Below are 21,608 nucleotides of genomic sequence, written 5' to 3'. Positions count from 1 at the left end.
TCATTTATCTAACCAAGATAATCCATCTCTAATATATTTTGGAACAATCCAGTTAGGATTATTAATTGCGTATTCTATTGCGAAATCGGATTTCTTTTCTATCTTCTGAGCTCGATCATATGCAGCCTGCTCAATATTATCTTGTTCTTCAGTACTATTAATATCAAAAAGTCCCAAATTAGCCAATATGAATGCATCTTCAAATGAACGGCCACATGCAGACATATTATCTTCGGGGCATTGATATGCTATATGAATATTCCTAATAGTTTTTTCATCATCATTCTTCTGCTTAATAACAGAAAGTTCTTTTTCATCCTGAAACCAATCTTTAATGCAAGCATTGCTAGTTGAACATCCTTTGTATACTGGGCAGGCCTTACCTTTTGAATAGTTATCCACACTATCCAGGTCAGTAATAATGAGTGTTTTTAATTCCAAAAAGTCTAACAGAGGACGAAATTTATGAGCAAAAGCACCACTTATTTCTAGTATAGTAAGATAACTATTTGCTAATTTACTATCAGTTAATTTTTCTATCATTTTAGGAAGCATTAAACGCTCAGCAATCCCTTCTACTAATATTGCCTTGTCGGCAAAAAATAGATCTGTTTTAGTTAGAGTCATATATTTATGCATAAATTCCTTATCTTTCTCAGACGAAAAATCCTTACGAAGATCTTTTATAATCGTTTTTTTATGGTCATTTTGTAAAAAATAACGTATATGCTCAAAACTTGCTGCATTAGATATATGGGAAGAGTGAGTTGATACAATAAATTGGGGTGACCACATATTAGAGTGCCTAGATAGTTCACCTACAACATTTATAATCTGATTAACAAAAACCTCCTGCATTTGTGGATGTAGATGAGCTTCTGGCTCTTCGATAAAAATAAGATGAATATTTGTAGAATTATCCTGATTAATGAATTCTTTATAAAACCTAGCTAGTTGAAGCAGAATAAGAATAAGATTTCTTGTTCCCAGCCCATTATAAGATTCAGGTAAATGAGTAGTTCCACTAGCATAATAAACACTTGTAAAGTTAGATAATAATTTCTTTACATCTAGCATCACTTCAATCTGGAATTTTTGAGTCCCCAAACCTGGATAACCAAATTTTTGTAATGATGGTAGCAAATCATCCAGCTGTTTATTAAAATTAGAGTTGATATCACGTTGTACATCAGATACTGCATTTGTTAATGCTTTACTTATTGACTGGTCTTTGATATCTTTTGATATGGAGGTTGTATCAAAAAAACTCTCTAAGATTTTTGCTAAAGGTTTAGATTCTTTTATAGTTATATCATCCAATCCTCTTTGAGCACTAATAAAATCAACTTTTATTAATTTCTTTACATCTTGTATAGTTAGATTTCTCGTATTACTCTGATCTTCTGGATCTTGAGCCAATACTTGAACACTAAAAAATTTTTTTATTCTATATTTTAATTCTTGTAAGAGTAGCTCTGGATTAGTTACATCAAGATCACCTCCCAAAAAATCATCTAGCTTTCCATTACCCAAACAGTATCTCATTATAATGAGTGTTTTTGTACAATTTTCATTTAAATCAATTACAAATGGTGATAACGCTCCAAAATTAGGAGCATCCTTATCATATTCAACTACTAAACTAAGTTCTATTTCCGGTAATTTATTTCGTAACTGTAACTTAGATTCTTGCTCATCAATATCAGAATTGGCATGAATTTTAGAAAATTCAGTAAATAAATTTAAAAATATATCATGGCAGCTTTCAGAAAAATCTTCTAATTGGAATAATGAGGAATCACTATATAAAAAACGTTTTACAATCTCTGTTAAAGAGGTTTTTCCACTATTGTTTCTGCCAACAATAATTGTTGTTTCCTTCTCAAAATTAAGCTCAACATCAGAAAGTAATCTAAAATTTTTAATTTTAGCGGATAAAATTTTCATACTTTTATACCTATCACATGTTATCTATACTAATGAATAAAAAAATTGAGTATTTTCAATCTTATTTAAAGCTCTCACTAAAAGCACTACTATATTATTTGGCAAGTTATATCCAAACCTGAACTTCTAACCGTTCATTTCCATTGTCAGCACATATCTTACCATATCGCCCTCTCTTCCTCCTGCAAGACATCACGATTCCTCGGGTTAGGCTGAACAATCAGCTCTAACTCCAATGCTATCAGAATATTAAACAAAATTTCAATTTTTATTCCTGTCGGATCATTTTCAAATACGAAGATCTTAGCTTGTTTAGTGTTTGCCAAATTGGCAATTTCTGTTTGGGATCTTTTCTGTAACTTGCGGTATTCTTCACTACATGAGCAAGTATTTTAGGGGAAAGCAACCATCGGGAACATTTTGCTTTCCTTATGGGATAAAGATAACTTTATACCTTTTTAGCAGATATTTGTAAGATTATCCTCTTTAAAGGGTAAACAAGCTCTCAATTCCCCCAAAACGTTGCAAATTTCCCCGTAAAACCGACCGTTTGCCCCCAACCATTTACCCCAACAACCAATCCACAATATAAATCACTTCAATCCCATCAATCTCGGATTGATCGTAATATCTGCCTGTGATTAGGATTTTCTTATAGTTATCCTTAATATGCAGTAAATTATCGGTTTCGTGGGTATTTTCAGGGATTTCATAAGCTACTTGGATATAGATTGCTTTATCTGTTTTTCTGAATTGGATCAGTTCTTGCAAGTAGCCTTCACGGGAAATCATAGCCGCCTCAAATTGGAAGTTAAGCTCCATTTTTATAAAAAAATTAACAAGTTGGAACTTAACTTCCAATTTTTCAATCCCCCACATTTCCCTTTTCCTCCAATCCATTTCAGCTTTTACCCCAAAAGCCGTTGCAATATTTTCGACAGTTAAGACCGCTTGTGTGTTGCCACTGGCGAGTAAATTGCCGTTTTTAAGCAGAATGATTTCGTCACAAAAACGGTAGGCAAGGGGTAAATGATGAATGACTACCACGCAGGTTTGTGTTGGGGTTAGAGCTTTGATCTGCTGCATAATGTCGATTTGGTAGTAGGGGTCGAGAGCGGCAATCGGTTCATCAGCAAGCAAGATTGGGGCTTGTTTCATCAAACAACGGGCGAGTTGCACTCGGGTCTGTTCACCGCCGGAAAGCTGTTGGTAAGTGTTATCCAGCAGGTGAGAAATCGCCAACTGTTCGACAAGGTCACACCTGCACCGAGCCACACATCTACCGCTACGCACTTAAAATTATCATTGTTGTACCATAGCGAAAGCTAATCAACCACGCCAGCCCAAACGTCCCTGCCCGCAGAAAAGGAAATCAAGTTTCATTTTTGTGTTCTTACTCAAAAGAATTCATCATTCCATTCGACAATAGCATAACAAGCGGTTAAATTCATTCGTAGGGGCGCAGTTTATTACGTCCGCAGAAATAGGTGATAAACGACGGAATACAATATCTACAATACCATGTCTAAAAATAGAGCGTTTTTTGAACAAAAGAATTTAGGGATCAACTTTTGGCTGTATCGTTTGGCATTTGTTCTAATCAATCTTGGCAACATTGCTATAACTATATCCATAAGTTGGTGGATTTTTGACACCTACCAAAGAGCCATTTATATTAGCTATGTGGTTATACCCACTATTTTTATATCCATAATATCTAATATATTATTGTCTCCTCTAGGGGATAATTTTCAAAGAAAAAAGATAATTCAGGTAGGAATAGTTATACAAATAATATCTTGCCTGATAGTTATTTTAATTAATGAATTAAACACACTATCAATATCTGCATTGATTATATTTCAATCTCTTTATACATTAGGAAATGGCATTACAAAAGTTGGATGTACCGGTTTTATCGTTGAAATAATAAATAAAGAATTATTACCAAAGGCTCATAATATTATTATGAGAATAAATTCAACAGTCAGTATTCTATCAGGCACAATCGGTGGTTGGTTGTTTTATACTCTGGGAATGACATTATCATTTATGTTAATGTTATTTATGCTAATACTTGCTTCTATAATGATTTATCACATAAAAACAAATAGCCAGATAAATAAAAAATCGAGAAATATTAATTTTTATAATGATATTAAGTTAGGGTTAAATTATACAATAAAAAATCCAATAGTCAGAATATTATTTATTTATAGTTTTATCATTGGAATTGCATTCGGACCAATGCAAATCATAAATGTATATATGATAAAAGAAGTATTTAAGCTGGAATCTATTAGCTATGGCTTCGCAACTTCCTGTATTGCTATAGGAGTTATCTTAGGCAGTTTTTTATATGAACCAATTAGTTTGAAATTTAAAAGATTAAGTAACTTTGTATTTTATTCATCTATCATGCTGGGATTTGGTTTTTTAGCTATACTAAATAATAATATTTTAATATTTTATTTGGCACTTATAACAATTGGAATTAGTAAAAATTGGATCAATGTATCCATTGATAGTAAGTTGATCAGTTCTCTACCAGACAATTTAAGAACCAAAGTAATTTCAAATATTTCATTTTTTGGTAATCTTAGCATCCCTATTTCTAATTTATTGTCAGGATATATAATAGATACTTATAATTTAAATATTATAATAATTTTAAATTCTTTATTTGTAATAGGAATATCTTTTATATATTTATTACATAAAGGTATTATAGAGTTTATTGATGGTGATACGGAAATAGCTCAATTATTATTAAAAGAGTAAGAGATATTTTTCAAATAGAGGGGCCCCCGATGGCGCTCGTCTCTGACGAGTGCCTTACAATCTCAGCCCCCGTCTGAGACGGGCGCTATCATCAACCACAAGCGGTCAATTTTTTCGAGAAATTTGAAAATGTTTGAGAAAAACAGACCGCTTGCACCTCACTCAATTTCCGTTATTATAGCCCACATTTTGCAATCTTCTTTCGGGAAAGTTATGCCTAAATTTAAACTGATTCTACTCTCTGCCACTTTAACTGTTTTATTTGGTTGTACGGCACCAAAGCCCACTCCTCAGCCTCAAATCGGTTATCTGAAAAACAATATCAGCCAATCGGAATTGAATAATGTTGCGAATTTCAAACGCTATAACTACTACTGCTACAATTTTGAAACAGCCTCTAGTTCATTTTTAGCAAGCTATTTTCCGCTTTGGAAAGAGAGCCGCTTCGCTGAGAATTTTGGTTTTTATTTTCAGCTAGATAATGGCAAGGCATTGCCATTTGATCATCTTGAAAATAAGGTATTAAATAGTACCTCTTCCCGCTTTGAAGTGCGTTACCGTTCCTATTTGCCAATTGATGGCGATTATGTGGAGCTAAAAGCGCGTGAAAAAAGCTCAATTTATTACAAAAATAACCAGCCTTGGTTAGAATGCTTTGAGGGATAAATAATGAAAATTGAAATTTGGTCTGACTTTGCTTGTCCATTTTGTTATATCGGCAAGCGCTATTTAGAGCAAGCCATTGCACAGTTTGATGGCGAAGTAGAAGTGATTTTCCGCGCCTTTGAATTAGATCCTCACGCTAACGGTGAACCAGAAAGCAGTATTCAAGAACGTTTGCAGCGTAAATATCAAAAAACGCCACAGCAAGCATTAGAAATGATTGAACGAGTAGAGCAAATCGGACGAAATGCGGGATTGGATCTTCGTTATGCTACTACTCAATATACCCGAACCTTTGAAGCACACCGTTTACAAAAATTTGCTGAAAGTAAAGGGCTTGGAATGGCAATGGCTGAACGCCTTTTTCACTACTATTTCACAGAAAACGGCATTCTTGCCAAGCGTACTGCATTAATTGATCTTGCCTTAGAACTCGGCTTCGAGCGCACAGACATCGCACAATTACTAACCAGTGATGATTTCGGACACGAAGTACGCGAAGATGAGCGTATGGCAAATAAGCTAGGGGTTCAAGGTGTGCCCTTTTTTGTGATTGATGGCAAATTATCTGTCTCTGGCGCACAACCAACAGAGGTTCTCCTTTCCGCAATGCAACAGGCACAAAGCAATGATTAATCTTGAACAACTTAAACGCCAGCCTATCACGCTTTTGGTTACCATTATTTGTATTTTGGTATATTTATTGCAGAAAATTGGCTTGCAAAATGCCATTTTTGAACTTGCTCATTATCCTTACTATCAAGGCGAAAGCGAGCAAATTTGGCGGTATATTAGCCATAGTTTAGTCCATCTTGGCGAGGCGCATCTAATTTTTAACTTACTCTGGTGGTGGCAATTTGCGGGGCTAATCGAGCGTTATCTTGGTTCATTTAAATTGATTTTGCTCTTCTTTATTGCTGCGCTGCTTACTGGTGTAGCACAAAATGCAATGAGTGGACCAAATTTCTTTGGTTTATCCGGCGTGGTGTATGCGGTGCTTGCTTATGTCTTCGCTGCCAACAAATTTACCAAACCCAGCCCATTAGATCTACCTGATAGCTTTCTTTACTCACTGTTAATCGGGATTAGCATCGGCTTTATCAGCCCCTTGTTTGGGGTGCATATGGGCAATACAGCTCATATCACAGGCTTAATTCTCGGCTTACTCTGGGGATTTAGCGATGCGAGAAAAAATACTACTCAACAGTAACAAAAATGCCCGCAACAAGCGGGCTTTTTCTTGAATTATTTTGCAAATTTATTATGTAGCTCTTTTTCTATGTTATCAGCTTCAGCTGCATATTTCTCACTAATCTCAAATAGTTTATGCGCTTCTTTCTTATTTCCTTCAAGTTGAAAAGATAACATATCAACTAATGAATAAATGGCATTAAGCGATGCATCTATATATTTTTGAGCCAAATCATTTTTTATATTTAATTTATCCGCACTCTCTTTTGCCATAGGTTTCCACATTGATAATAATTCTTTATTTTTCTCTATAGGACGATTCTCTAAACCCACCCCATATAGGAAAAATAACTTTTTGTGTTGTTCTTTCCAAACCATCATTTTTTGATAATCACGGTAACCTTGTTCTTGTTCACTTAAATTAGATGATGAACAAGCGGTAAGAAACAAAGCAAAAATTACAAATACCAAGAATTTGGATAATTTTTTCATAGGTTAAACACCATACTGTTCACGATATTCGTTCATCTTTGCCAAATAGGGTTTGTATTGTGGCGATTGTTCGATAAATTGCAGCAAGTCATCAAAATCGATAATTGAGAAAACTTGGCAGCCATAGTCTCTTTCTACTTCTTGAATAGCTGAAAGCTCGCCCTTGCCTTTCTCTTTACGGTTTAAAGCAATCAATACCCCCGCAAGGTTTGCTTGGTTGGCTTGGATTATTTCCATCGATTCCCGAATTGCTGTACCTGCGGTAATCACATCGTCCACCAGCAAAATATCCCCTTTCAGTGGCGAACCAATTAAATTTCCGCCTTCACCATGATCTTTGGCTTCTTTGCGGTTGAAACAACACGGTTTATCTAAATTAAATTGATTAAATAAAGCAACAGCAACGGTAGTCGCAATAGGAATACCTTTGTAGGCAGGCCCGAATAACACATCAAATTGAATACCACTTGCTTGAATGGCTTGGGCGTAAAATTCGCCCAGTTTGGCGAGATCTTGCCCTGTACTAAACAGGCCTGCGTTAAAAAAATACGGGCTTTGTCTGCCTGATTTTAAGGTAAATTCACCAAACTTCAGCACATTACGGCTTAAAGCAAATTCGATAAAGTCGTGTTTGTATTGTTGCATTTTGCTTCCCTTTATAATAAACGGACGCCAGTATGGCGTCCCTACAATTTATTCTGGTGTGATCCATTCTACCGTCCACGAACCTGTGCCTTCTGGCACTAAAACATCGGTAAGATACGGCAGAATTTTTTTCATTTGGCTTTCTAACTGCCAAGGTGGGTTGATCACAATCATGCCACTTGCAGTCATACCTCGTTGATCGCTATCGGGGCGAACCGCTAGCTCAATTTGTAAAATTTTGCGAATGCCTGTTTCCTGTAGTCCACGTACAATACGTTTGGTATGTTGGCGTAATACCACTGGATACCAAATCGCATATACGCCTGTCGCAAAACGTTTGTAGCCCTCAATTATCGCTTTTACCACTAATTCATAATCTTCTTTTAATTCATAAGGCGGATCAATTAAGACTAAGCCACGTTTTTCTTTCGGTGGCAGTGCAGCTTTAAGCCGTTGGAAACCGTTTTCACGTTTCGTTACCACATTTGGCGTTTTAGCGAACTCTTGGCGAAGTAGTGGAAAATCATTTGGGTGTAATTCAGTTAATAACGCACGATCTTGTTCACGCAACTGTTGCACCGCAAGTAGTGGCGAACCTGCGTAGAATTTTAACTTATTGCCTTTGTTAATTTTTTTTAGTTCGTTGATATATAAAGCGATTTCTTCAGGCAAATCAGTACGTTCCCAAAGTCTTGCTATCCCTTCAATATATTCGCCTGTTTTTTCCGCTTCCGCAGAAAGCAAGCTATAACGTCCTACGCCTGAGTGCGTATCTAAATAGAAAAAGCCTTTCTCTTTCTGTTTTAAGGCGGTCAAAATCAGGGTTAAAACAATGTGCTTTAACACATCGGCGTGGTTGCCGGCGTGGAAACTGTGGCGGTAACTTAACATTTTGCTTCTCTTATTGGTAAAATAAGCCGTTATTCTACCCTATATTTGGATTTTTTATGAATTTAACCATTGAAAATGGCTGGCTAACCGCACAAAAACAGGTGATTTCCCCCCATTTTTCCGAACGTCCTGATGTACAAGATATTTCACTACTAGTAATTCACTACATTAGCTTACCACCTGAAGAATTTGGCGGTGATTTTATCGACCGTTTTTTTAGTGGTACGCTCGACCCTACCCTTCACCCTTATTTTGAAGAAATCAAAGATCTGCGAGTTTCCGCACACTGTTTAATCAACCGCCAAGGGGAAATTACCCAATACGTGAGCTTTAATGATATGGCTTGGCATGCTGGTATTTCTTGTTTTGCTGGGCGGGAAAAATGTAATGAATTTTCCATTGGCATTGAGCTAGAAGGCTCAAATAATCAGCCATTTACCGAAGCACAATATCAAACGCTGGCGAAATTAAGCAAAGAAATTATGGCGACATATCCGCAAATTACCCCCGAACGCATTGCAGGGCATAACCAAATTGCCCCCGAGCGGAAAATCGACCCCGGTCAGTATTTTAATTGGGATTATTATCACAAGCTCTTACAAGCGGTCTAATTTCATTTACATTTTGCAAAAGCGGAGGATTTTTCGTCCGCTTGCATTTATGACAATCCTAATACCTTCCGCCCATTGATGCTGGCGATATTTGCCATCTCTTCCAAATTAGTAAAACGGCAACCTGCTGAAAGCAGACTTAATTCCTGCCACATATCGCCTTCACATAGTGGCACCATATAATCACAGATATTATCTGTACCAATCGCTACAGTAATGCCTTCAGGTATCATCTCATCAGCTGGGGTAAGGGCATTATGGAATGGCAACACCTCATCTTTTCGTGGGCTATCAATCCACGCCATAGGGCAGGCGATCATCATCATATCCACTGCTTTCATTTTTTTATACAGCATTTGGCGATACTCTTTCGGGTGAGCCCCAATCGAAATACCGTGAATGGCGACCACTCTGCCCTGCATGCCGTGTTCAAGCGATTTATCGCACAGCTGTTCGGTCTCTTTTTCTGATTGTGAGTTGAATTGATCCACGTGAACATGCAACATTTTGCCCTGCGATTTGGCGGTATCCATCAAAATATCCATCGCCTCTAAGCCTTTGCCATAATCTAATTCATCACGGTATGGCAAGCCACCAATCATATCCACCATTTCCGAACCAATATCGAACCATTTTCTCGCATTTGGTTCAATCACTCCTTTTAACGTTTGGTTAGCAAATTTCAGCACAATATCATTTTTATAGACTTCACGGGCTTTATGAGCAGCAAGAATGGCACGGTCTTCACACACTTGGTCAATATCCACAAATGTCCCAAATGCCGTTACCCCTTGTGAAATCATTAGCTCAATCGCTTGGCTAAAACGGCGATAATAATCTTCCACTGTCGAGTGACGTTTGACTTCATCAACCAAATCCCATTTTTGCTGCAAATTGGCTTCTTGGTAGATTTTGATTTTTTCTGGGGTCATTGTAAAAGCACGGTCGGCGTGAGCATGGGAATTTACCCATCCCCCTTTTTTGATCACTTCATCACGAATATGGCTTTTCAGCGTTCTGATTAATTGGCTCATAGCTTGCTTTTCCTACTCAAATTTTGGGCAAAAAAAAGATCTCAAAAATGAGATCTTAATAAAAAAACAACCAAGCCACGCAAAATTGCACGGCTTGGCTGGAAGAATTTGTTTGCAATAAGTTTAGTTAAACAGTACATCTCTAGTTCCTTTTGGCACTAGAGCTGTAGTATAGCGTTTCTAACAAAAAAAGCAAACGGTTGCTTTGTTTTAACGTAACAATTTATCAATCACCCGACTCACCGCAAAAAATCCAAATGTGGCAGTCACTGTTGTCACTGCCCCGAAACCGTTGGCACAGTTCATGGTAGCAAAACCTTGGATTCTATTTTTATGTTACAGCCAGCCGCCGCCCAAGGCTTTATATAAACCAAGCAGATTTTGCGCTTGTGCCAGTTGCGATTGGATAAGCTGTTCTTGATAATTCAGTGCCGTAACCCGTGCGCGAATAGCGACGTCCAGCGTTTTATCATCGTGTTTGAACAAGAGTTGCGCATCATTGGCCTGCTTTTGTGCCTGCGTATGGGATTTTTGCAGCAAGCGGGTTTGAGCCGTCAGGCTGCGATGATTTTGGTAGGCTGAATCCACCTCGCCTAATGCGGTGAGTAAGGTTTTATCATATTGAATCAACGCCGCTTTCAGGCGTGCGTCCGCCGCGTCAATATTCGCTTGTATCCGCCCGTTGGTGAAGATCGGCAATTGCACATCTAATCCCGCCAAACCGGATAATCCGGAAATATGGGAAAGATCGTTATTCAGCTCGATACGTCCGCCCCGTCCCATAAAATTAAGATTAAAACGTGGGTATAAATCGGCTCTGGCGCTCGCCGATTTAGCCGCTGCCGCTTGGATTTGGAGGGCATTGGCACGTATATCCGGCCGACGCTCGATCACCGCAGCCGGTAGTTGCCCGCTCGGAGCGGCGGGAATTTTCGCCAGCGGATTGCCGCTTTTCACAATACTGAAGCCCTGTGGTACCGTGCCGGTAAGAATGGCGATATTACGCTGAAAAACGTCCGCCTGTGCTTTGAGCGTCGCTTGTCGAGCCTGTAATGCGGTAATTTGTGCGGCAATTTCATTCACTTCATAGGCGGTGGCTTGTCCGGCGTTAAACCGCCCTTGTACATAACGTTGTAATTCCCGCATGGTCTTAATATTTTTCTCCAGCACCGCATTTTGTTGCTCCAATGCATGAATGCGGAAATAGTTATCGGCAATTTCGCTTGAAACCAATAATTGTGCCGCATATACCTGTTCCTGCGCACTTAATGCCACCGCTTGAGCTGCGTCCGCGTCGCTGCGTTTTTGCCCGAAAAAATCCGGCTCCCACGAGGCGCTAATACCGCCGTAAGCCCCGCCCGAGCGGGAACGGCCCGGATTGCTCACCCCCGTATTGACATCCGATACGCCGCCGATGGCCGAACCGCTCGCGCCGATGTTAATTCCTCGCTCAGCCTCGGCGTAATCACTGTTTGCCTGTGCTTCGCTTAAACGCGCACGGGCCAGCCGTATATCGAGATTTTCGTTTAACCCCTTTTCAATCAGTGCGGTTAATTGCGGGTCATGCCAATTCCGCCACCATTGGCGGATTTGCGCCGAGCCTTTCGCCGCTTCGGCTTGGTCAAAACGTTCCGGCAACGATATGCCGGATTCCGTATTAATTTGCATTTGGCTGCAAGCGGTCAAAATTACCGAAAAAATTGCAAATGAGGTCAATGTTAACTTTTTCATTCTTTACCCCTGTCTGGATAGCATCGATTTAAATTGGGTTAAGGCAATGGTTAAAAATACCGCACCAAGTGCCGCCATTTTGACCAAATGCAGCCATACTACGTCCAGTCCCGCCCCTCGGAACAGCACGTCTTGTGCGTAAGCGCCTAAAATCGTAGTCGGTGAAAACTGGGTGAGCTGTTGGGCGATTTCCGGCATATTTTCAATCGGCGAGTTTGTTCCCGAAAGCAAATACATCACGATATAAGTCGGCAAACAGAGCAAGCCGAATTGCGGCATAGTCGGGGCAAATACGGCCAGCAAAATACCGAGCGAAGCGATGGAAAACAGGAAAATGGCCGCACCCAAGGCAAAAATTAAAATCTGCTGATTAGTAAAGGGGGCATCCAGCATTCCCTTCACGACTATCCGTAGAGAGAACGTTGCGACCACCAGCAGAACCAAACCGTTCGCTAAAATTTTCGCTATCGCGATTTCACTGGAACGTACCGGCATGACCAATAAATGCTCCATCGTGCCGCGTTCCCGTTCACGAATCACCGCCGAGCCGACCAAAAGCAAAGTCAGCAACGTCAGGTTACCGACAATTTGCGTCGCCCCCATAAACCACGAGCTGGTAAAATTCGGGTTAAACAGCACGTTCACCGCCGTTTTAAGCGGCGGCGGGCTGCTTTCGGTTTTCAGAAAACGGTTGATTTCCTGACTGAAAATCTGTGTGATATAAGACGAACCGATACTCGCCTGCGTCATTGCCGTCGCGTCCACCAAAAGCTGTATTTTCGGTTCTCTGCCCGCCAGCAAATTCCGCTGATAGTCGGGCGGAATTTCCACAACGAAAGTATAGCGGCCGGTATCCATCAAACGGTCTATCTGCTGCGGCGGAACATCGTCCACATTTTTAAAATAAGGGGCGATGAGCGCATCTTTTAAACGATAAGAAAGCATAGAATGATCGTAATTGACCATCGCCACCGAGCCGTTTTTAACATCGGTTATTCCTTGGTTGGCAACACTGACGAGGGCAATCGAAAACATATACACAATCAGTACGATCAACACGAAATCGCTGAACAGGCTTTTCAGTTCTTTGAGCGAGAGAAAAGCCACATTTTTAAGCCAACGTAACATATCATTTTTCCTGTTTTTTCAGGGCGAGCGTCGCCAAAATCATGTATACGGCGTAAATCGCCGCCAACGCCAGATAGTTTTGGATAAAATCACCGAAGCCTAAACCTTTGGTAAAACCGCCCAGGCTGATTTGCTGAAACCAAGAGCCGGGAAATATTTTGGATACGATCAAGACATTACCGTCCAACCTTGACGTCGGATACATCATGCCCGAAAAGTTCATAGTCGGTATCATGGAAATAATCGCCGCCGCAAAAATGGCCGCCACCTGCGATTTCACAAAACTCGACACCAACAAACCGAAACCCGTCGAAGCACAAATACCGAGTAACACGCCGAAAAACATCGCCGGTACCGAACCTTTAATCGGCACGCCGAAAACAAACATACCCGCCAGCACCATAATCAAATAACTCACGAACGACAGCGCAATGTAAGGCAGCTGTTTGCCCAATAAAAACTGAAAGCGTGAAGCGGGCGAACCGTAGAGATTCATAATGGTGCCCATCTCTTTTTCACGCACTACGCTTAAGGCCGTCATCATCGGCGGAATCAACATCATCGCCAGCATAATAATTCCCGGCGTCATGGCAAAAATGCTCTTGAAATCCTGGTTATACACCATGCGAGGCTCAATCGGCGTACTCGTTTTCGCCTCAATACCGTTTTCACGCAAAACTTCCCGCATATATTGGCCGATCACGCCGCTCGCCGAATTTTTCAAATTTTCCGCCGTCGACGGAAAAGCACCGTCGATAAACACGCCGATTTCGGGCTGTTCCGAACGTAATAAATCGCGTCCGAAATTTGCCGGAATTTCTAATACCAATTTGGCTTCGGACCTTTGTAAAGCTAGGGTAATTTCATCGACCGAATGAATCTGCGGTTGTCGGATAAAATAAGGCGAGCCATTGAACGTTTCGATCAGTTTACGACTTTCCGAACTATTATCGTGATCAAGCACGGTAAATTTCATCGGATTAATATCGAACGAAATACTGGCCGCCATCGAAACCAACATAATCAGCGGCCCGAGCAAGGCGAAAAACAAACGGATATTATCGCGCAGCAGCTCTTTGCCTTCCCGCACGGCGAAAGTCCGAATCGTGGCGAACCAATTTGTAAAATTTCGTGCAAATCCGACCGCTTGTAAGCGTTCTTCCGCTATCATCGGCGGAACGTTTTCCGCAGCAGGGGCGGTAATATCGTCCGCCTGCTCTTCCAAATAGAGAATAAACGCCTCTTCCAAACTCGACGCATTTTTACCGAGACGTAGCTCTTCCGGCGTTCCCACGCCCAACACGCGCCCGCGATGCATAAAAGAAATACGATCGCAACGCGCCGCTTCATTCATAAAGTGAGTGGTAACAAAAATAGTGATACGGTCTTCACGCGAGAGTTTGATCAAATATTCCCAGAACATATCACGTGCGGCAGGATCCACTCCCGAAGTCGGCTCATCTAAAATCAACACTTCCGGTTTGTGTAAACAAGCGGCCGCCAGTTGCAAACGCTGCCGAATCCCAAGCGGCAAGGCGGAAGGTAATGCACTGCTCACGTGGCTTAAATCGAATTGTGTGATCACGCCATTGATATAGTCCGCCCACTCGTTTATCGGAATTTGGTAAAGTTTGGCGTGCAACGCCAAATTCTCGCGCACGCTCAACTCTTCATACAAAGAGAAGGCTTGCGACATATAGCCTACCCGCTTACGGGTATTGATGTCGCCGGCGTCAATCGGCCTACCGAGTAACGTCGCCGTGCCTTCAGTCGGATCAAGCAAACCGGTCAGCATTTTCATCGTGGTGGATTTACCGCATCCGTTCGAACCTAAAAAGCCGAAAATTTCCCCTTTCGGAATCACAAAACTGACGTTATCCACCGAAATAAAATCGCCGAATTTTTTCGTCAATCCTTCGGCGATAATAACCGGCGGCTCATCGGCAATCGGTTTGAAAGGCGGAATATAAAGACCTTCCGCCACCCCACGTTTTTCAGGCGGCAGCAGTTTGATGTAGGCTTGCTCGAGATTTTCACTCCCCGTTTCGGCAATCACCCGCTTAGTCGATTTATCGGCTATCAGCTTGCCGTCGTCCATCGCCAGCACATGCTCGAATCTTTCCGCCTCATCAATATAGGCGGTGGCGACAATCACCGTCATATCGCCCGTCTCTGCCCGCAATTCCTCCACCAATTGCCAAAATTGGCGACGCGAAAGCGGATCGCCCCCCGTAGTCGGCTCGTCTAAAATCAACAAATCCGGACTGTGCACCAAGGCACAACAGAGGCTGAGCTTCTGTTTCATACCGCCTGAAAGTTTACCTGCCGGCCGATCGGCAAAAGGTGCTAAGCCCGTCGCTTTTAATAAGCGTTCAATGCGGGCCTTGCGTTGCTTGCCGCTAAGCCCGAACATACGTGCGTGAAAATCCACGTTTTCGTAAATCGACAAGGTCAGATAGAGATTTTTTCCCAATCCTTGCGGCATAAAGGCGATTTGATGGGTCAAGGCTTCGCGAGCCGCTTTATCCGCCACATTCTTACCGAATACCCGCACTTCTCCCTGTTGAATAATTTTAGCCCCAGCAATCAGTGAAAGCAGGGTTGATTTTCCTACGCCGTCCGGCCCGATCAAACCGACCGTCCTGCCTTTCGGAATCTCAATCGATACCTCCTTCAGTGCCGTGGTTTTACCGTAGGTATGCCGTAACCGCTTGACCGAAACGGCAATAGTGCTTGCATTCTCCATCATTCTTCGCCTTGCGGTAAGTTGATGTTTAAATTCTCGCTCCAAACGGCATCCTTATCATATTTCACATATCCCATCGCCGTCATACCTCCTTTCAATAACCCTGAGTACTGCTTCGCCACTTCCGCCGGTACTTGCAATTTCACTTTAAACATCAATTTGGCACGCTCTTCGGCGGTTTCCACCGATTTCGGCGTAAATTGAGCCTCACCGGCTACATAGCTGATAGTTGCCGGAAAGACATAATCGCTGCCATCGATTTTGATTCGGGCCTCATCGCCCAATTTAAGCAGATTGGATTGATAGGAAGGTAAAAACAGATTAATGTAAACGTCCGTCGTATCCAACAGACTCACCACACGTCCGCCGACACCCAGCACATTGCCGACTTCCGCAATTTTATATTCCACGCGACCGGCAATCGGTGCTTTAATCAACATATCTTCATTTTGCGAAGTCGCTTGATGGGAAAGGGCTTCGGCCTGCGAAATATTCGCCGTACTTTGAGCGACCACCGCTTCGGCTTCGGCTTTAGCGGCTTTGCTTCTTTCAAGAGAAGCCTGCGTCGCTCGGTAATTTGCCTGACGACGCTCCAGTTCGCTGGCGGAAATCAGCTTTTCCGCACGCAACTTTTTAGCGTTATCCATCTCCAATTTCGCCACTTTCAGTTGCTGCTGCTTCTCTAAAATTTCCGAATTCGCCCGCACTACACCTTCAAGCGCCCGCTGTTTCTGGGCTTTCGCCGCTTCGATTTGGGCCCGTGCCGAATCTACCTGACTTTGGGTCTGGCTCGAGGAAAGGCGGGCAAGCGGTTGATTTTTCTCGACATTTTGCCCTTCTTTGACATAAATCTCTTCCACCCGTCCAGCATACAGCGAAGCAATATCCAAACGCTCCAGCTCCAAGCGACCGTTCACAGCGGCAATCCCCGTCAGATTACGGTTTTGCCCGTGTGTTTGACGCCATAAATACACGCCGCCGATAAATGCAACAACCAATGCAGCTATCAGTAATTTTTTCATACAACATTCCTTACTGTTAATTCTCAAATGATCCGAGTATAGGAAATGCGCATTTTACAAACAACCATCAAAAAGCGATAAAATGTTGTCTAACCATACACAACACGTTAAAGTGTCGGATATCTTGCAAAAGAAAGGAAATAAAAAATGAAAAAAGAAGACCCGAGAATTACCCGCACGCGTAAAGTTATCCACGACACATTCTTGGCTCTACTGGAAGAGAAAAATTATGATGAAATTACAGTGCAGGATATTTTGGATAAGGCGGACATTAACCGCTCAACTTTCTATAAACACTACCTGAACAAAGACGCACTGGCAACGCACATTATCGAACGGCTCAAAGCAGATGTGATTATTCCGATTCTTGAACAACGTTTCAGCTCACCAACTATGGAGTTCGCTCTGAAAGCCGCTCCGATTATTAACGAATACCGAAAAACGATACGTTTACTCTGGCAAATCGAAACCCGCCGTATTAACTTAAAACAAGATATGCAAAAAATCATACGGCAGAAATATTTGGAAAACCAAGCGGCTAGTTCTCCGCTCAGCGACGAGGACAAGCGTTTCCAAGGACAATTCTTCGCGATCATCTCCATCGGTATGCTGGAATATGTGCTGATGAACGACAAACCGTTGGATCCGCAGAAAACCCACGTGAATTTACAGGAAGTGCTTCGTTACTTTGTCCTGAAATAACACATAAACCGTAGGGGCAAATTACATTCGCCCAACAAGCGGTATAAAATTAAGGAAAATTTGCAAAATGAGTAATCGAATTATTACCTAAAGTAGGATGGGCTTCCGTCATCTTTATATCAGGATTTTCGAAACAATAGCTTATCAATCACCCGACTCACCGCAAAAAATCCAAAAGTGGCAGTCACCATTGTTACCGCCCCAAAACCATTGGCACAATTCATTGTTGCCGAAACCTCACAGCCCTCGCCCATTTTCGGGAAAATTAGTTGTTGTGTTGAGAAAACACAATCCACACCAAATTTGCTTTTTGAGCTAAAACCATACTCTTTCCGAAGTAAAGTTCGCACTCTTGCCGCAAGTGGATCTTGCACAGTTTTGCTTAAATCCACAATTTGAATTTGGCTTGGATCAGTTTGCCCACCTGCACCACCTACAGTAATAATTTTGATTTTGTGACGTTTACAAAACGAAATCATCGCTGCTTTTACTCGCACGCTATCAATCGCATCAATCACATAGTCATAGTCACGTTGCAGATACTCTCTCAGATTATCTTGAGTTAAAAAATCATCAATAATCTCAACGATACATTCGGGATTAATTTTGGCTACCCGTTCTTTCATCACTTCAGTTTTAAGCTTACCAATTTCGCCCGACATTGCGTGAATTTGGCGGTTGATATTCGTGACACAAATATCATCCATATCGATCATGGTGATTTTGCCAATCCCTGAACGAGCTAATGCTTCTACTGCCCAAGAACCGACACCGCCAATCCCGACCACGCAAATATGGGCTTGACGCAATTTCGCCAAGCCATCTGGGGTATAAAGGCGGCCAATACCGCCAAAACGCTGCTCGTAATTATCTATTCTTGCCATTTTTATGTTATTCCGAAAAATTGTTATGGTCTCTGTTGATGTTTAAAATAGCACATCAACATCCCTTCATCTCTTTACCAATAAAAACAAAAACCGCCCCTTGCAAAACCTCAAAAGAAACAAGATTTTGAGTAACAATGTTAGAAATACCAACTGAGTACCGACGATCTAAAATTAAATCCTGATAGGGATAATACAGCCCCTGTGAATGACTGACAGTTGCACTATCGCCATAAGGCAAACAGGAAAAAGTGGCTCCGATAGGTAAATTTAATTGCACTTTACCTTGCAAGAAAAAAGCGATCTGCTCTTGTGGGTTATCGATCATTGCTTTCAATCCTAATGTTTGTGCCAACGCGAGCAAGGATAAATTCGCATAAATATGATCTGCTCGCCCACCACTCGCGCCATAAATCACGATTTCTTGAAAGCCCTGTTCTGCCGCAAAACGCACGGCCTTCTCGCCATCGGTGTAATCTTTTTCGCGTGGACAAGATAACACTTTCCCTTGTAATTTATCCTGATGTACGCTATCCAAATCACCAACAATCGCATAAGGAGCCCTACCCTCAGCCAGTAAATTCGCTCCACCATCGGCACAAATAATATATTCTTCCGCAATAGACTGAGAAAAATGAGGGGTATTGAGCAAAATTGCTGCTTTAGTCGGTAGCATTACAGATTTCCGTTTTTAATATTTTCTAATGCTTCCCACCGTTCAAACGCCAATTCTAACGCTTGTTCCGTATCGGCTAGTTTTTGTAGCTGTGCATTGGTATAACTTGGCTCGTTGCTGAAAAATTCCGCACTATTGACTTCTGCTTGCAAAACTTCAATTTCTGCTTCCAATTGCTCCATTTTGGCAGGCAGTTCGTCTAATTCTCGCTGCTCTTTGTAGGAAAGTTTTACTTTCTTCGCTATTTCAGATTTTGGCTTTGTCTCAACAAGCGGTGCTTTTTCTTCGGTTTTTTGCAAATTTTTACTTGCATTTAACCGCTTGTCTGCCGTTGCTGCAAAGTAATTTTCTTGTTGCTGTTTCGCATCAAAATAACCGCCCACATATTTATTCACCACACCTTCGCCTTCAAAGAAGTAACATTCTGTTACGGTATTATCCACAAATTGACGGTCGTGGCTGACGATAATCAATGTACCTTGATAGTCGGTCAGCATTTCTTCCAATAATTCAAGGGTTTCCACGTCCAAGTCATTGGTCGGTTCGTCTAGAATTAACAGATTGTTCGGTTTAAGCAGAAGTTTAGCCAGCAATAAGCGGTTTTTCTCACCGCCCGATAAAGCTTTCACTGGGGTCATAGCGCGTTTTGGTGGGAATAAGAAATCTTGCAGATAGCCTAACACGTGGCGTTTCACCCCATTCACTTCCACATCTTGTTTGCCGTCTGCAACATTGTCCATCACCGTTTTTTCTAAATCTAATTCCGCACGGTATTGGTCAAAATAAGCCACTTCCAATTTTGTGCCACAACGCACGGTGCCTGATGTCGGTTGAATTTCGCCTAACAGTAATTTAATTAAGGTGGTTTTGCCGATACCGTTCGCCCCGATTAAAGCAATTTTATCGCCACGCAAAATCGTTGTGCTGAAATTTTTCAGCAAGGTTTTCCCCCCGATTTCATAGCTGGCATTCTCCACTTCAAACACAATTTTGCCTGAACGTGCGGTGTTATCAATCTGGATTTTTGCCGTGCCTTGCACTTCTCGGCGATTACGGCGTTCTTCTCGCAAGGCTTTCAACGCTCGCACTCGCCCTTCATTACGGGTACGTCTTGCCTTAATTCCCTGACGAATCCACACCTCTTCTTGTGCCAGCTTTTTGTCAAATAGCTCATTTTGCAAAGCTTCTACTCGCAAATCTTCGGCTTTTTCTTCCAAGTATTTATCATAATTACTTGGGTAAGAAACCAATTTTCCTCTGTCTAAATCCACAATACGGGTCGCCATTTTGCGGATAAAAGCACGGTCGTGGGAAATAAAAATAATACTGCCTTTAAAATCCAACAGGAAATTTTCCAACCACGCAATCGCATCAATATCTAAATGGTTGGTCGGCTCGTCCAATAACAACACATCAGGATCAGCCACCAATGCTCGAGCCAGTGCCGCACGGCGAACCCAACCGCCCGAAAGCTCACACAGGCGTTTATTTGGATCAAGCTCTAAGCGTTTGAGTGTGTCTTGAATACGGTTTTCAAATTGCCAACCGTTAGCGTGTTCTAATTGCGATTGCACTTCCGAAAGCTGCGACATCAACGTATCACTATATTCGGTCTGCATTTGCAGTGAAATGTGGTGGTAGCGTTTAAGCAGATCGGCAAGATGGCTAATCCCTTCCGCCACATAATCAAACACCGTTTCTTCAATATGGCGTGGCGGATCTTGTTCAAGACGAGTTACCACGATGTCTTTTTCAAATACCAATTTGCCATCATCAAGCTGTACTTCACCAGCCAAAATTTTCATTAAGGTGGATTTGCCAGCCCCATTTCGCCCCACTAAACAAACTCGTTCGTTCGGCTCAATGTGCAGTTCGGTATGATCTAATAAAGGGTGATCACCAAAGCCTAAATAGGCGTTGGAAAGATTGATAAGTGCCATAGTGTTCTCAGTTAAAAAATTTTGCGGATTTTAGCAGGTTTTAGACCGCTTGTCGGTAGGCTATATTTAGCAGGGTGCAACTTGTTGCATCATTGAAATAATTTCACTTGTGTGTGGTGCAACAAGTTGAACTATAAATTCTAATCAAAGATTATCCCCCACCTATTTTCTTATCTCTTTAATAAAGTCCACCAACAATGCCTTTTGTGACTGAGTTAATGTCTGCCAGAGACGATCTTGCTCATCACTATTCCAATCAAAACCTTCCATACAATCTGCAAAAAAGTAACTGATCGGCGTTTTCAAAAAAGTCGCAATCGCTACTAAGTGTGCCACATTAATTTTATTTGCCCCACGTTCATATCGAGAAAGCTGTGGTTGGGAAATATCCACATACTCCGACAGTCGTTCTGCGGAATAGCCCATTTCTCTACGTTTTTGTTGGATTCTTTGACCGACAAGACGGTCGATGTCTGATGCAACTGGTTGTGCCATTTTACTGCCTACTAAGATTATTCATTTTA

At 41.7% G+C, this 21,608-nt stretch carries 19 protein-coding genes and 2 pseudogenes; 6 read left to right on the top strand and 15 right to left on the bottom strand.

What is annotated here, in order from left to right; translation table 11 throughout:
* Both EDC51_RS04115 and EDC51_RS04100 read right to left on the bottom strand, forming a co-directional pair.
* On the bottom strand, window positions 1–1,947 hold the full coding sequence (locus tag EDC51_RS04115) for an ATP-dependent nuclease (protein ID WP_131928239.1): 1,947 nt from the start codon (window positions 1,945–1,947) through the stop codon (window positions 1–3).
* An 852-nt stretch (window positions 1,948–2,799) separates the two neighbouring features.
* A pseudogene (locus EDC51_RS04100) lies at window positions 2,800–3,201 on the bottom strand (ATP-binding cassette domain-containing protein); the annotation flags it as partial.
* A 267-nt stretch (window positions 3,202–3,468) separates the two neighbouring features.
* Here EDC51_RS04100 and EDC51_RS04095 point away from each other — a divergent pair.
* The 4 genes from EDC51_RS04095 to EDC51_RS04080 all read left to right on the top strand — a co-directional run bounded on the left by EDC51_RS04095 (window position 3,469) and on the right by EDC51_RS04080 (window position 6,601).
* The gene (locus tag EDC51_RS04095) at window positions 3,469–4,728 is read left to right on the top strand and encodes an MFS transporter (RefSeq protein ID WP_131928238.1); all 1,260 of its coding nucleotides are present in this window, start codon (window positions 3,469–3,471) and stop codon (window positions 4,726–4,728) included.
* 213 nt (window positions 4,729–4,941) lie between these two features.
* Window positions 4,942–5,394, top strand: coding sequence for a hypothetical protein (locus EDC51_RS04090; protein ID WP_025266848.1), 453 nt, complete (start codon window positions 4,942–4,944; stop codon window positions 5,392–5,394).
* 3 nt (window positions 5,395–5,397) lie between these two features.
* Entirely contained in the window at window positions 5,398–6,027 is a 630-nt protein-coding gene (locus EDC51_RS04085) for a DsbA family oxidoreductase (RefSeq protein ID WP_131928237.1), read from the top strand.
* Window positions 6,020–6,601 carry a rhomboid family intramembrane serine protease gene (locus tag EDC51_RS04080; RefSeq protein WP_131928236.1) on the top strand — a complete coding sequence of 194 codons (582 nt, stop codon included), beginning with the start codon at window positions 6,020–6,022 and terminating at the stop codon, window positions 6,599–6,601. Before EDC51_RS04085 ends, EDC51_RS04080 begins: the two co-directional genes overlap by 8 nt.
* A 35-nt stretch (window positions 6,602–6,636) precedes the next feature.
* Here the strand turns inward: EDC51_RS04080 and EDC51_RS04075 are convergent, their stop codons facing one another.
* Genes EDC51_RS04075 through EDC51_RS04065 form a run of 3 tightly spaced genes read right to left on the bottom strand, consistent with a single transcriptional unit; the run spans window position 6,637 to window position 8,610 of the window.
* Window positions 6,637–7,074, bottom strand: coding sequence for a hypothetical protein (locus EDC51_RS04075; protein WP_131928235.1), 438 nt, complete (start codon window positions 7,072–7,074; stop codon window positions 6,637–6,639).
* Window positions 7,075–7,077: 3 nt separating this feature from the next.
* A complete protein-coding gene (gene pyrE, locus EDC51_RS04070; RefSeq protein ID WP_131928234.1) occupies window positions 7,078–7,719 on the bottom strand; it encodes an orotate phosphoribosyltransferase in 642 nt (213 codons plus the stop codon).
* Window positions 7,720–7,767: 48 nt separating this feature from the next.
* Window positions 7,768–8,610 (bottom strand): 23S rRNA (adenine(2030)-N(6))-methyltransferase RlmJ, encoded by an 843-nt coding sequence (locus EDC51_RS04065; protein WP_131928233.1) that lies wholly within the window; start codon window positions 8,608–8,610, stop codon window positions 7,768–7,770.
* Between the two features lie 56 nt (window positions 8,611–8,666).
* Here EDC51_RS04065 and ampD point away from each other — a divergent pair, with 56 nt between their 5' ends.
* Window positions 8,667–9,221 carry a 1,6-anhydro-N-acetylmuramyl-L-alanine amidase AmpD gene (gene ampD / locus EDC51_RS04060; protein ID WP_131928232.1) on the top strand — a complete coding sequence of 185 codons (555 nt, stop codon included), beginning with the start codon at window positions 8,667–8,669 and terminating at the stop codon, window positions 9,219–9,221.
* Between the two features lie 47 nt (window positions 9,222–9,268).
* On the opposite strand, the gene EDC51_RS04055 is transcribed toward ampD, so the two are convergent.
* The 6 genes and pseudogenes from EDC51_RS04055 to EDC51_RS04030 form a co-directional block, all read right to left on the bottom strand.
* The gene (locus EDC51_RS04055) at window positions 9,269–10,255 is read right to left on the bottom strand and encodes an amidohydrolase family protein (RefSeq protein WP_131928231.1); all 987 of its coding nucleotides are present in this window, start codon (window positions 10,253–10,255) and stop codon (window positions 9,269–9,271) included.
* Between the two features lie 210 nt (window positions 10,256–10,465).
* Window positions 10,466–10,567, bottom strand: a pseudogene (locus EDC51_RS04050) (tRNA cyclic N6-threonylcarbamoyladenosine(37) synthase TcdA); the annotation flags it as partial.
* Between the two features lie 24 nt (window positions 10,568–10,591).
* Complete coding sequence (locus EDC51_RS04045; RefSeq protein WP_131928230.1) at window positions 10,592–11,986, bottom strand: efflux transporter outer membrane subunit; 1,395 nt, start codon at window positions 11,984–11,986, stop codon at window positions 10,592–10,594.
* A 3-nt stretch (window positions 11,987–11,989) separates the two neighbouring features.
* The gene (locus EDC51_RS04040) at window positions 11,990–13,114 is read right to left on the bottom strand and encodes an ABC transporter permease (protein WP_131928229.1); all 1,125 of its coding nucleotides are present in this window, start codon (window positions 13,112–13,114) and stop codon (window positions 11,990–11,992) included.
* Between the two features lies 1 nt (window position 13,115).
* On the bottom strand, window positions 13,116–15,860 hold the full coding sequence (gene rbbA / locus EDC51_RS04035; RefSeq protein WP_131928307.1) for a ribosome-associated ATPase/putative transporter RbbA: 2,745 nt from the start codon (window positions 15,858–15,860) through the stop codon (window positions 13,116–13,118).
* Complete coding sequence (locus tag EDC51_RS04030) at window positions 15,860–16,882, bottom strand: HlyD family secretion protein (protein ID WP_131928228.1); 1,023 nt, start codon at window positions 16,880–16,882, stop codon at window positions 15,860–15,862. Before EDC51_RS04030 ends, rbbA begins: the two co-directional genes overlap by 1 nt.
* A gap of 147 nt (window positions 16,883–17,029) precedes the next feature.
* Between EDC51_RS04030 and EDC51_RS04025 the strand changes: the two genes are divergently transcribed.
* Entirely contained in the window at window positions 17,030–17,584 is a 555-nt protein-coding gene (locus EDC51_RS04025; protein ID WP_131928227.1) for a TetR/AcrR family transcriptional regulator, read from the top strand.
* 119 nt (window positions 17,585–17,703) lie between these two features.
* Here EDC51_RS04025 and tcdA read toward each other — a convergent pair whose 3' ends face one another.
* The 4 genes from tcdA to EDC51_RS04005 form a co-directional block, all read right to left on the bottom strand.
* A complete protein-coding gene (gene tcdA, locus EDC51_RS04020; RefSeq protein ID WP_131928226.1) occupies window positions 17,704–18,468 on the bottom strand; it encodes a tRNA cyclic N6-threonylcarbamoyladenosine(37) synthase TcdA in 765 nt (254 codons plus the stop codon).
* 55 nt (window positions 18,469–18,523) lie between these two features.
* Window positions 18,524–19,144 (bottom strand): thiamine diphosphokinase, encoded by a 621-nt coding sequence (locus EDC51_RS04015; RefSeq protein ID WP_015433077.1) that lies wholly within the window; start codon window positions 19,142–19,144, stop codon window positions 18,524–18,526.
* Entirely contained in the window at window positions 19,144–21,084 is a 1,941-nt protein-coding gene (locus EDC51_RS04010) for an ABC transporter ATP-binding protein (protein WP_131928225.1), read from the bottom strand. Before EDC51_RS04010 ends, EDC51_RS04015 begins: the two co-directional genes overlap by 1 nt.
* A gap of 162 nt (window positions 21,085–21,246) precedes the next feature.
* A complete protein-coding gene (locus tag EDC51_RS04005) occupies window positions 21,247–21,579 on the bottom strand; it encodes a helix-turn-helix domain-containing protein (protein ID WP_015433079.1) in 333 nt (110 codons plus the stop codon).
* Between the last annotated feature and the right edge of the window lie 29 nt (window positions 21,580–21,608).

Origin of the sequence: Bibersteinia trehalosi, from assembly GCF_004346205.1 — a bacterium.
Lineage (GTDB): Bacteria > Pseudomonadota > Gammaproteobacteria > Enterobacterales > Pasteurellaceae > Bibersteinia > Bibersteinia trehalosi.
Note: the sequence above shows the minus strand (reverse complement) of the source record. Positions and strands in the feature narration are given on the sequence as shown.

Coding starts and splice junctions, on each gene's coding strand:
- ampD (WP_131928232.1), top strand. CDS start 8,667: ATGAATTTAACCATTGAAAATGGCTGGCTAACCGCACAAAAACAGGTG.
- EDC51_RS04090 (WP_025266848.1), top strand. CDS start 4,942: ATGCCTAAATTTAAACTGATTCTACTCTCTGCCACTTTAACTGTTTTA.
- EDC51_RS04115 (WP_131928239.1), bottom strand. CDS start 1,947: ATGAAAATTTTATCCGCTAAAATTAAAAATTTTAGATTACTTTCTGAT.
- EDC51_RS04015 (WP_015433077.1), bottom strand. CDS start 19,144: ATGCTACCGACTAAAGCAGCAATTTTGCTCAATACCCCTCATTTTTCT.
- EDC51_RS04055 (WP_131928231.1), bottom strand. CDS start 10,255: ATGAGCCAATTAATCAGAACGCTGAAAAGCCATATTCGTGATGAAGTG.
- EDC51_RS04040 (WP_131928229.1), bottom strand. CDS start 13,114: ATGTTACGTTGGCTTAAAAATGTGGCTTTTCTCTCGCTCAAAGAACTG.
- EDC51_RS04045 (WP_131928230.1), bottom strand. CDS start 11,986: ATGAAAAAGTTAACATTGACCTCATTTGCAATTTTTTCGGTAATTTTG.
- EDC51_RS04075 (WP_131928235.1), bottom strand. CDS start 7,074: ATGAAAAAATTATCCAAATTCTTGGTATTTGTAATTTTTGCTTTGTTT.
- EDC51_RS04065 (WP_131928233.1), bottom strand. CDS start 8,610: ATGTTAAGTTACCGCCACAGTTTCCACGCCGGCAACCACGCCGATGTG.
- EDC51_RS04005 (WP_015433079.1), bottom strand. CDS start 21,579: ATGGCACAACCAGTTGCATCAGACATCGACCGTCTTGTCGGTCAAAGA.
- EDC51_RS04030 (WP_131928228.1), bottom strand. CDS start 16,882: ATGAAAAAATTACTGATAGCTGCATTGGTTGTTGCATTTATCGGCGGC.
- pyrE (WP_131928234.1), bottom strand. CDS start 7,719: ATGCAACAATACAAACACGACTTTATCGAATTTGCTTTAAGCCGTAAT.
- EDC51_RS04010 (WP_131928225.1), bottom strand. CDS start 21,084: ATGGCACTTATCAATCTTTCCAACGCCTATTTAGGCTTTGGTGATCAC.
- tcdA (WP_131928226.1), bottom strand. CDS start 18,468: ATGGCAAGAATAGATAATTACGAGCAGCGTTTTGGCGGTATTGGCCGC.
- EDC51_RS04095 (WP_131928238.1), top strand. CDS start 3,469: ATGTCTAAAAATAGAGCGTTTTTTGAACAAAAGAATTTAGGGATCAAC.
- rbbA (WP_131928307.1), bottom strand. CDS start 15,860: ATGGAGAATGCAAGCACTATTGCCGTTTCGGTCAAGCGGTTACGGCAT.
- EDC51_RS04080 (WP_131928236.1), top strand. CDS start 6,020: ATGATTAATCTTGAACAACTTAAACGCCAGCCTATCACGCTTTTGGTT.
- EDC51_RS04085 (WP_131928237.1), top strand. CDS start 5,398: ATGAAAATTGAAATTTGGTCTGACTTTGCTTGTCCATTTTGTTATATC.
- EDC51_RS04025 (WP_131928227.1), top strand. CDS start 17,030: ATGAAAAAAGAAGACCCGAGAATTACCCGCACGCGTAAAGTTATCCAC.